At 62.5% G+C, this 10,459-nt stretch carries 5 protein-coding genes; all 5 read right to left on the reverse strand.

Annotation, left to right across the window (positions count from 1 at the left end):
- Positions 1 to 136: 136 nt before the first annotated feature.
- Positions 137 to 1,741 carry an efflux transporter outer membrane subunit gene (locus tag PLJ71_21595; GenBank protein ID HQM51283.1) on the reverse strand — a complete coding sequence of 535 codons (1,605 nt, stop codon included), beginning with the start codon at positions 1,739 to 1,741 and terminating at the stop codon, positions 137 to 139.
- Positions 1,738 to 4,893 (reverse strand): efflux RND transporter permease subunit, encoded by a 3,156-nt coding sequence (locus tag PLJ71_21600; GenBank protein HQM51284.1) that lies wholly within the window; start codon positions 4,891 to 4,893, stop codon positions 1,738 to 1,740. Before PLJ71_21600 ends, PLJ71_21595 begins: the two co-directional genes overlap by 4 nt.
- Before the next feature lie 4 nt (positions 4,894 to 4,897).
- Positions 4,898 to 6,193 (reverse strand): efflux RND transporter periplasmic adaptor subunit, encoded by a 1,296-nt coding sequence (locus PLJ71_21605; GenBank protein HQM51285.1) that lies wholly within the window; start codon positions 6,191 to 6,193, stop codon positions 4,898 to 4,900.
- 27 nt (positions 6,194 to 6,220) lie between these two features.
- Positions 6,221 to 6,832: a TetR family transcriptional regulator gene (locus tag PLJ71_21610; GenBank protein ID HQM51286.1), complete on the reverse strand. Its 612-nt coding sequence runs from the start codon at positions 6,830 to 6,832 to the stop codon at positions 6,221 to 6,223.
- 756 nt (positions 6,833 to 7,588) lie between these two features.
- Positions 7,589 to 10,168 (reverse strand): VCBS repeat-containing protein, encoded by a 2,580-nt coding sequence (locus PLJ71_21615; GenBank protein ID HQM51287.1) that lies wholly within the window; start codon positions 10,166 to 10,168, stop codon positions 7,589 to 7,591.
- Positions 10,169 to 10,459 lie beyond the last annotated feature (291 nt).

Below are 10,459 nucleotides of genomic sequence, written 5' to 3' on the forward strand. Positions count from 1 at the left end.
ACAAGACAGACTCCCCACGGTGACCCCTTCCGAGCAACCCGGCGGGCGAACCGGCAGCGCCTGTTGACAAGACAATTCCCAGAAAGCGGCGGTGTGGCTCGGATACCCGAGCCGGTTTCCCGCTGTACTTGCGCGCTTATGAGAGGTCTGTGGCGGAATCCTGCATCGGGCCCCATCCGCCGCCGAGAGCTTTGTAGAGGCGGACGAGATTCACCGAGATCACGCCTTCACTGAGAGCCAGCTGCTCCTGGTAGGTCAGCAGCGACCGTTGCGCGTCCAGGACGCTGTTGAAATCGCTCAGGCCGTTCTTGTACTGGTCCTGGGCCACCTCGAGCGCGTTTCGGGCGGCGTCGACGGCCCTCGTCAGCGCTTCGCGCCGCTGTTGCTCCTCCGCGTAGTCCACGAGAGCTTCGCGCACTTCTTGCACCGCGGTCAGCACGGTGTTTTCGTAGGCGGCAAGGTACTGCTCCTGCAATTCGGTCTGTACCTTGATGTTCTTGCGAATGGCGCCCGCATGAAAGATTGGCCACGAGACGCTCGGGCCGATGTTCCACGCGCCGCTGTCGGTTTCAAACAGGGTTGCGGACTTGATCGACTCGAGCCCTATCGAACCGGTCAGAAAGAACTTCGGATACAGTTCGGCCTCGGCTTCGCCAATCCGCGCCGTCTGTGCGGCCAACGCGCGCTCCGCCATACGGATATCGGGCCGCTGGCGCAGCGCGTTTGCGGGAATGCCCGTTACCACCTTGAGGGACGCGACCGGGATAGGCTTTACCTCGCTCAATTGGGCATGCAGGTCGCCGGGCATCGCGCCGGTCAGCACCGCCAGACTGTTCATCGCTGTTTCGATGCCGCTGCGCATGGGGGGAATCAACGCGCGGGTGTTTTCCATGATGTAACGCGCCTGCTGCACGGCCAACGCATCGCGCAGACCCGATTCGTACAACGATTCCAGCAGTTCGTAGGTCTCTTCCTGCGCGCTCAGATTCGATTCGGCCACTTGCAGGCGAGCCTGATACGTGCGTAACGCGACGTAGTTCCGGGCAACCGCCCCGGCAAGCGACACCCAGACCGCCTTCAAGCTTTCCTGCGCGGCCTCGACGTCGGCCTGCGCCGCTTCGATGCCGCGGCGCGTCCCCCCGAAAATGTCGAGCTCCCACGACGCATCCACACCCGCGCGGTAGAAATCACTTTCCCAATCCACATCCCGCTGGACAGGCCACGATGCAACCTGCCGGGGCACGTTCAGCAGGGCCTGGGCCGGGTCCTGGGTAAACAACGACCAGTTCTGCGCCGCGCCAAGCGCCGTCGAGATGGTTCCGGCCACCTGCTGCACTTTGTCAAGCTCAGACGGCCCCGGAACCAGATTCTCGCTGGTCCGGCTTCGCTGGTATGTTGCCCCCCCGTCAAGCCGGGGATACAGGCCCGACTGGGCGATACCAGCGATGTGCCGCGCCATGCGCACGCGGGATTGGGCCTGCCGGATGTCCAGATTGCCGTCAAGGGACCGTTTCACAAGCTCCGTCAGCAGGGGATCCTCGAGGGTTTCCCACCAGGACGCGAGCGATTCCGCCGTGACGGGCCCCGTTTCGGCCGTCGCCTCAGGGCCGGCGGCCTTGAGCAGATCCGACACCGGCGGCTCGGGAACGCCGGGCGCGGCGTAATCAGGCCCCACGGTTGTGCATCCGGAAAACAAAACCGCAATCGCAAAAGGCATCAGCGGCAGGACGCGGCGCATCATGAGACCTCCTCCTGGTGCTCCTCAGAGCGCGGTTCAGACGAAATGTGCAGCATATGCTTGAGTTTTTCCCGCAGGGTTTGGAATATCACGTACAGAGCCGGAATGAACAGGATGCCCAGAATCGTGGCCATGCTCATTCCAGAAAACAACGTGGTCCCGATGGAGCGCCGCGCCCCCGAGCCGGCCCCCGTGGCAAGCACCATGGGCAGCGTCCCCAGGAATGTGGTGAAGGCCGTCATCAGAACGGGCCGGAACCGCTGATACATCGCGGTCGTCGCGGAGTCCACAATGCTTTCCCCCTGGCCTTCATGGGTGTCGCGCGCGAATTCAACGATCAGAATGGCGTTCTTGCTCGCGATGCCCACAAGCATGATTAGCCCAAGCTGGGAGTATATGCTCAAGGCGATGCCGGTGATATTGAGACCCAACATCGCGCCGAGCATCGCTGTCGGCAGCGACAGCATGACCGGCACCGGAATCGTCCAGCTCTCATACTGGGCCACCAGGAAGAGGTAGCCGAAGACGAGGGCCAGCCCGATCAGCACCACCCCTTCGCTGCCGGTTTCTTTCTCCTGGTAACTCATGCCCGACCATGCCAGCCCGTAACCCGGGGGAAGCGTTTGGGCGGCCACGCGCTCGAGGGCGGCAATCCCCGCACCCGAACTGACTCCGGGAACGGTCGACGCCGTCATCGCCGCGCTGGGGAACAGATTGAAGCGGTCCGTCACCCGCGGGGCCGTTATGGTGCGAAGCGTGACCAGGCTGTCCATCGAGACCATCTCGCCGCGCCTGCTCTTCACGTACAGGCGCCTGACATCCTCCGAATCTTTGCGATCCTTCCATTCCGCCTGGATGTACACCTGATTGACGCGGCTGCCGAAATTGACGTCGTTGACGTACCGCGAGCCGAGATAGCCTTGAAGGGTGGTGAATATGCTCGATACCGGCACGCCGAGCGATTCCGCCTTTTCCCGCTCCACTTCGACGTACAGATTCGGCGTATTGGCCGTATAGCCCGTGAACGCGAACATGATTTCAGGCGCCTGGCTCAGGCTGGCAAGGAACCCCTTGGTTACCGAGGCGAGACGCTGCGGGTCCGGGTCCTCGAGGGCCTGCACCCGTACATCGATGCCCCCCGTTCGCCCCAATCCCATGATGGCCGGCGGGGTGAAGAAATTGATCTCCGCATTGGGTATGGTGGCGGTGTACGCGCGCAGTTTCTGCGCGATTGCCGATATCCGCGTGTCCGCTGTCTTGCGTTCATCCCAGGGATTGAGCTGGACGACCAGAAACCCCACGTTCTCGCCGCGGCCGCCGATCATGCTGAATCCGGCCACGCCGAACAGCTGGCGCACGCCTGGCGTCTCGAGGATAGCCGGCATGATCTCCTGGATTTGCGTCTTGGTGCGGCTCAGCGTTGCGCCTTCCGGCAACTGCACCGCCGCGAAGATGATCCCCTGATCTTCATCGGGAATAAAGGCCCCCGGCGTGACCTGGAACAGCAATACGGCAATGCCCACCACGGTTGCGAGACATACAATGGCGACCGCCGGGCGGCGACAAAGCCACGACGAAAGCGTCACATATAACATCCGGCTGCCCTTGACGAGGGTGTTGAACCAGCGCAGAGGACCGTGCCGCCGCTCCTTGGGAATGCGCAAGATGAGGGAACACAGAGCGGGGCTCAGCGTCAGGGCGACCACTCCCGAAAAGAAGATGGCCGTCGAAATGGCCACCGCAAACTGCCGGTAAATCTGGCCCGTAATGCCCCCCAGAAACGCCACCGGCACGAAGATGGCCAGCAACACCAGCGTCGAAGCTATGATCGCCCCGGAAATCTGCTCCATCGCCTTGTAGGTGGCGGCCCGGTGATCCAGACGCTCTTCTTCCATCAAATAGGTCACGCGTTCCACCACAATGATGGCATCGTCTACCACAATCCCAATCGCCAGCACCAGCGCGAACAGCGTCAGCAGATTGATCGTAAAGCCAACGGCCATCAAGATCAGAAACGTGCTGAGAAGAGAGACCGGGATCGCCAGCGTCGGGATCAGGGTCGCGCGCCAATCTTCCAGGAAAATGTAGCACACAAACACCACGAGCCCGAAGGTCAGGATAAGCGTCGTTACGATCTCTTTGATGCTGATCCGCACAAACGTGGTCGCGTCAAAAGGAATGCGGTAATCGAGGTCTTCCGGGAAACTCGCCTTCAGCTGCTCAAGGCGCTCATACAACGCATCCATCGTCGTGATCGCATTCGAACCCGGCATCTGGTTGAGCAGTAGGCCGGTACTCTCGCCCTCTTTGTAGAAACCCTCCGCCGAATACTGGTCGGCCCCTTTCTCGACCGTGCCGATATCCTTCAGGCGCACCAGACCGCCTGCATCATTTGTGCGGACGATGATGTTCTCGAAATCCTTTGGATCGTTCAGACGGCCCATCGTCTGAAGCGCATATACGAGCTGGTGGTTTTCGTTACCGGGCGCCGCGCCGACCGCGCCAACCGAGGCCTGCACGTTCTGACTTCGAATCGCGGCGACCACTTCGTCTGTACTGATCCCGAGTGCATTCAGCCGGTCCACGTCAAGCCATGCCCGCATGGCAAACTTCGACCCCATGACCGTCGCCCCGCCCACACCCGGAATGCGCATCAACTCGTCTTTAACGTACGAGTTCACATAGTCGCTGATGAAGAAGCGGTCATGAGTCCCTTTGGGCGAGAAAAAAATCACAATTCCGAGAGTGCTCGATGACCGCGAGCTGACGGACATTCCCTGCTGCGACACTTCCGTCGGCAGCCTGGGCAGAGCCTGTGACACCCGGTTCTGCACTTTGACCAGGCACATGTCGAGGTTTGTGCCCACCGCGAACGTCACCGTCAGACTGTAATTCCCTTGGTTGTCGCAGTCGGACTGCATGTAGATCATGTTGTCGACGCCGTTCATCTCTTCTTCGAGCGGCGCGGCGACCGTGGCTGCCAGCACTTCGGCGCTGGCGCCAGGATACCGGGTTCGAACGTTGACCTCGGGCGGCGTGACCGACGGGTATTGCTCAATGGGCAGGGCAAACATGGACACCACGCCCGCCAGCGTCAATACAATGCAGATGACCATGGCGAAGCGCGGACGCGCTATGAATATGCGTGCCAGCATAGGTTCAGTTTCCTTCGGTGCCGGTCGGTTGAATGGTCGCCTGGACGGGCTGTCCGGGCTGCGTTTTCTGAAGGCCTTGCACGACGACTTGCTCGCCGGGAACAAGCCCCTCGTCGACAATCCGATAGCCCTCCACTTCCGCTCCCAATACGACGCGCCGCTCTTCGGCAATGCTTTCTGCATTCACCACGTACACGAATTCTCCTCGCGAATCCGCCATTACGGCTTGTGAGGGCACCTTCGGCGCGGTACGCGTCTCGGCGGACTGCGCCAACACCGTCACGTTCGTCTTCGGAACCAGCAGGCGTTTGGGATTGTCAAAACGCGCCCGCAACGCAATGCTTCCCGTGGCCTGGTCCATTTCGTTGTCCGTAAAACTCCATTGTCCCTGGCCTTCATACAGCGTACCGTCCGGGAGGCGCAGGCGCAGGTCCAAGGCCGACGCGCCGCGTTCGTTCATGATCTTGAGCAGAGTCACGTATTTCCGGTCGGGCACGGAGTACACCACGCGTGCCGGATCGACCTGCACGATGCGGGCAAGCGGACCGCTGGCGGGCGTGACATAGTTGCCTTCGGTCACGAGCGCCTTGCCAATCGGGCCGCTGATGGGCGCCCGGATCTCCGTATACCCTAGGTCGATCCGCGCCAGGCTCAAATTGGCTTTCGCCTGCTCGAGAGCCGCCTGAGCTTGTTGAACCGCGGCCGCGGCTTGTTTCACACGCGCCTGGCTCTGCTCGAAATCCGCCGTGGCCTTATCCATATCGGCCTGCACCACGCTGCGTTCGTCGGCGTTCTTCAGACGCTCGAAATACTTCTCTGCGCGGACCAGGTTGGCGCGGGCCGCCTCGAGGTCCGCCTGGGCCGCCGGTACGTTGGCTTCCGCCTGTTGCACGGCTGCCTCGGCAAGCGCCACCCGCGCTTCAAACGGCGCCTTCTCGATCGTGAACAGCAGGTCGCCGGCCGCAACAACGCTGCCTTCTTCAAAATGGACCGTCTGCAAGTAGCCCGCCACTTGCGGCGTAACGTTGACGGATTCGACCGACTCGACATGCCCGATGAATTCCTCGGGCGCTTCAGCCGGACCCTCGGTTATGACGGCGGCCACGATCGCCGGCGGCCCTTGAGGCCCACCCATCGCGCCGGGAGGCCCGCCCGCCACCGGAGCGCTCGGTATCAGGCCGCGCAAGAACCAGCCCGCCCCCAGCAACACAAGAATCAAGACTGCCTGGGCAAATCCAAGGATACGGTTGGGGCGGCGCGGCGCCACCGCGCGCCCGTCTGCATTGCTGTCATTCGTCAAGAGAAGTCTCCTTATCTCGCGCGTCGTCTATGCCCGCAGGCTGTTGATCAACGTTCCAAGGGCAATTTCCGCGGTCTGTACGGGATCTGTCGCGCTCAAGCCTTGAAAATGCACCGTCAAGAGGCCAATCCACATGCTTGTCAGCATGTCTTTCACAACGTTGATGTCGATGTCTTCGCGGAGTTCCCCACGACGCCGTGCCTCGTTCAGAATGTGGCCGAATTCGTCAAAGGGTTCCGTCCGGAAGTTCATCAATTCATCCCGGACGGCCGCCATCATATCCACCGACCATTCCATCTGGAGCAACGCGAAAAATGCGAACTTCCGGCATAGTTCGTCGCGCGTCGCGATACGCACCCGGGCCACCACATAGGTTCTCAAGTCATCCAAGGACGCCGCTCTGCCCGCTTCCTCGGCTACGAGACCCAGCTCCCGTTCGTGCATCTCCTGCATCAGCGCGGCCAGCAGCGACTGCTTGTTCTTGAAATGCCAGTACACCGCGCCCTTGGTCATGCCAATGCGCTTCGCGATATCCACGAATGTGGCCCGCGAATACCCCTTCTCGCTCAGCACATCCAGTGCCGCCAGCAGGATGGAGCGCCGTGTTTCTTGCGACTCTTCCTTCGTCTTTCTTGCCATGAGACCCCGCTGTTGGAGGGGTGTTGCCGGCTCGGCCGGGGAAAACGCAGCGCCGTACTATACATACCTTCGGGAATGTACGTCAAATGTCAATACCCTCGTTGTCAACGCCCCCGTCCCAAAGGCCCCACCCCGCGCACGGCCCAGGCCGGAAGATACGCGTCTGGCCGCTGCCTGCTCGAGTATGGATTCGTGCTTCGCCCTGATTTCGTTCCCGAGTGCCCTGCGATTCGCAGCCGAAACCCGTGGACGCCGGGGCGGTCCCCGCCGAGCGCGCCAGAGGGGCGCCACGTCCGGCGGGGACCGCAACGGAAGCAAGGAAGCAGAGGGAAGAGGTTGTACTTGAGCTAAGAGTCACCGGCGACCGCTGGACACGGCCCTGCCCGCGAGTCCCTCGGTCTTTTCCCGTGAGTATCTCGGGCATATCGCTGACCTTTCCCGGGCACGGCTCGGCGCGTGTTCGAAACACATCTCAAGGCTATTATACATACCTGCTCAAAGGTATGTCAAGACCCTGCGAACTATACAACCAAGTTTCGAGTAAAGATTTACCGCCCATGGAACGCCGATTGTGGCCAGATCTCTTGGCTTTCCCCTCTTACCTCGCGGAATCGGGAAAGAGGTATCGAAAGCCCAAAATGGGCTGGAACGCCTGCGATTGCCCAGCCCCATTTCTGGAGCTTCATTAAGCAATCCGCCAGATCCTTCGAGGCGCTTCGTGTCGTTTGGGTCGTTTTCCGTGAAATCGCGCTGGTTCTACTCCATCACGACCACCCTGCCGTCGGAAGTGGGTACCGCGATCTCGCACAAGCCGTCGCCGTCGAAGTCGGCGGCGACCGGTGCGCCCAGAGCCGCGCCCAGCTCTACCAGCCAGACCTGGTGCGGCGCGGCGCTGGCTTCGTTGATCGCGAGGAGTGTCCCGTGACTGGTGCCCACGAGGAATTCGGCCGCCCCGTCGCCATCCACATCGCACGAGATCGCGTCCGATGCGGCTGCCTCGAGAGGCATTTCCCAACGGACCGATCCGTCGCGCGCGTCGATGCACGCAAAACTGCCGTTCTGCCGCCCAAACCCCATCTGCCAGGCGCCGTCGGCGGCCGCACGGAACCCTTCTCGCGCGCAGCGGTTCTCGCCGGCCGTGGGCAGCTTGTACCAGTACGGGTCGCCGTTCAACGACAACGCCCCCTGGAAGTAATGCCCCGCAACCAGACACACGAGCGGGTTTTCCGGCGGGCGCGTCAGTATGACCGGGCACGTGTACAGTCCCTGGCTCGGCTGGTTGAAGATCTTCGGCGGGAAAAGGGGTCCCACGAGGAATTCGCCCGTCGGGCCGGATACCACGCAGTAGTAGTCGGGGTTGGTGAACACCAGGTCTTCCTTGCGGTCGGCATCCACGTCGTACACCGAAGCGAGATTGACGCTGGGCCCCCAATAACGCTCCGCATCGGGGACCTGGCACCGCTCCCAAACAATGGCGCCGGTCCGGCCATCGAGCACGGCGCTCCGCACCGAAGGCGTGCCTGCCCACACGTACACGTCCTCGCCCGTCCCCCCCGTGAACCGTCCGGGGCGGAGATAAGCTTTTCGCGGCTGCGGCAATCCGGGCGTGGGCGGCTCGGGGAACGCCGTCCGCCATTTCACGGCGCCGGCGGTGCGCAAATCGCGCACGGTCACGACAGGCAACATATCCGGCGAGACCGCGATCGTCGCGACATCCAGCGCGCCGTCACCATCGTAATCCGCCATTGCCGGCGGCGCACCCGATTCGAACCGGGCAACCTCTTCAAGCGCGTCGCCGGTAAACGTCAGTACAATCGCCGTGGGGTCCTGGTAAATCACCAGCTCGTTGCGGGCATCGCCCGTGACGTCGGCCGCCAGCAAGTCGGGAAACGGCGGGCCCTGGACCGCGGGTACGGCCGAGAAGTCTACCGCATTCTCGGGCGGGGGTTCCGTATAGGGATGCAACCCCGCACTGCCGTCACTGCTTATGCTCAGGGCCACCACCCCGTCAGGCCCCCGCAGCAGAGGGCCGTCCGCGACGGCACGGTCGAGCGCGGTCATGCGAGCATCGGTCCAGACCGTTTCGAGCGCGCCATCTTTGATGGCAAGCAGCGCGGCGCCGCCGAGGACCGTCCGGGTCGGGTCGCTCGTGCGGTTCGCCAGCACGTCCGCGGCGCCGTCGCCGTTGACATCGGCCAATGCCGTCGCGGCGAACCCGGGCGCGCGAAACTCGAGGTCTCCGTCTACCGCGTCATAAACGCGGACCAGCCACTTGCCTTCGTTTTCGGAGTTGAACATGGATACGACGACCTCGAGCCCGCCGTCGCCGTCGACATCCGCGTACGGCGGGACGGGCCACGTGGTGGCGACCTTGCCCGTGGTTACACTTTCGCCCCAACCGTGGGACCACGCCTTTTCCATGGCGCCGTTCTTATTCAACAACACTTCGTGGTGCTGGGCGAAGTCCGCGATGCACAGAAAGTCCTTGAGCCCGTCGCGGTCAAGGTCGACGAACTCGATGTAGCCATAGCTGCGCATGTTGGCTGGCGACACGTCCCACTGGACGAAGTGCTTCACCGCGCCGGTGGCCGGCTCGAGAAACCACATGCGGCTGTGGGTCTCGATGACCAGCTCCTCGGTCCCGTCGCCATCCAGGTCGGTCTGCAGCAGCGTGGGGAAGCAGGTGTACTTGTCGAAAGCATGCCGCCACTGCATGGCGGGGGACGCTCCGGCTTCCGGGAACGCGAACAGCGCCATGTAGCCGTTGTCTTTGTCGGGAGGATAGCCGTGCATCACGACGATGAGCTGTTCATCCTCGCGGCCGGGCAGATACCGGCCCGCGTACAATCTCCACGAATATGACATGGGCTCGACGTCGTAGCGCCACAGCAGCCGCCCGTCATCGAGCGCCACCAGCGCCGCCGCGCCGTAGGGTTGGGCCGGGCGCCCCGCCTCGAGAGCAATGTCTATCGTCCCGTTGCGGTCCAGGTCGCGGCACGCCACGATACCCGAGAAATTCAGCCCGGGCGGATGACATTCCCACAAACGGTTGCCCGATGTATCGAAACACAGCAAAGCGCCCGACACAATGCTCAATCCCACGTGGCCCGCCCCGTCCGGCAACGCCACGGGCGTAACCGGCGGCCGCGTGCGGGGGAGGTTATACACCGCGCGGACGACAGGAGCTTCAACCATCTTCCCCGGAACCTGCTGAAAGCCCGTCAGATGTTTGTTTTGCCGAAGCTCCGGCCAATCGCCCCGTGCCGCGGCAGCGGCGGCCGTGGCCGCGAACAGCGCAATCAAGCAGGCACACGCCGTTACGAACCGATATATCATTGGCCAGGCTCCCACATCGCCACCAAGAGCACGACGTTCAAGTATACAGTGTGGCCCGAGTGTGTCCACCAGGAATAACGAAATCCCAAATCCGGATTAGCGTCGGCGAAACGAGGGAACGGCACCATGCTATTTATGGGCCCCGATTAGCGTCCAACTGCTGAAGATAGGGCAGCCGGGAGTCTTCAATGCCAACGGCGCGAAACATGTTCACACCTTACGGCCTCCCTCTCCAGCGCCAGCGGCGGTCCGGAGAATCCATGTTACGCGCCTTTGGCGCTCCGGAGGGCG

Source organism: Candidatus Hydrogenedentota bacterium (assembly GCA_035416745.1).
In the GTDB taxonomy this organism is placed as follows: Bacteria; Hydrogenedentota; Hydrogenedentia; order Hydrogenedentales; family SLHB01; genus UBA2224.

Bases quoted from the DNA above. Each gene is read 5' to 3' on its own strand.
- PLJ71_21595 (HQM51283.1), bottom strand. From the start codon at position 1,741: ATGATGCGCCGCGTCCTGCCGCTGATGCCTTTTGCGATTGCGGTTTTG.
- PLJ71_21600 (HQM51284.1), bottom strand. From the start codon at position 4,893: ATGCTGGCACGCATATTCATAGCGCGTCCGCGCTTCGCCATGGTCATC.
- PLJ71_21610 (HQM51286.1), bottom strand. From the start codon at position 6,832: ATGGCAAGAAAGACGAAGGAAGAGTCGCAAGAAACACGGCGCTCCATC.
- PLJ71_21615 (HQM51287.1), bottom strand. From the start codon at position 10,168: ATGATATATCGGTTCGTAACGGCGTGTGCCTGCTTGATTGCGCTGTTC.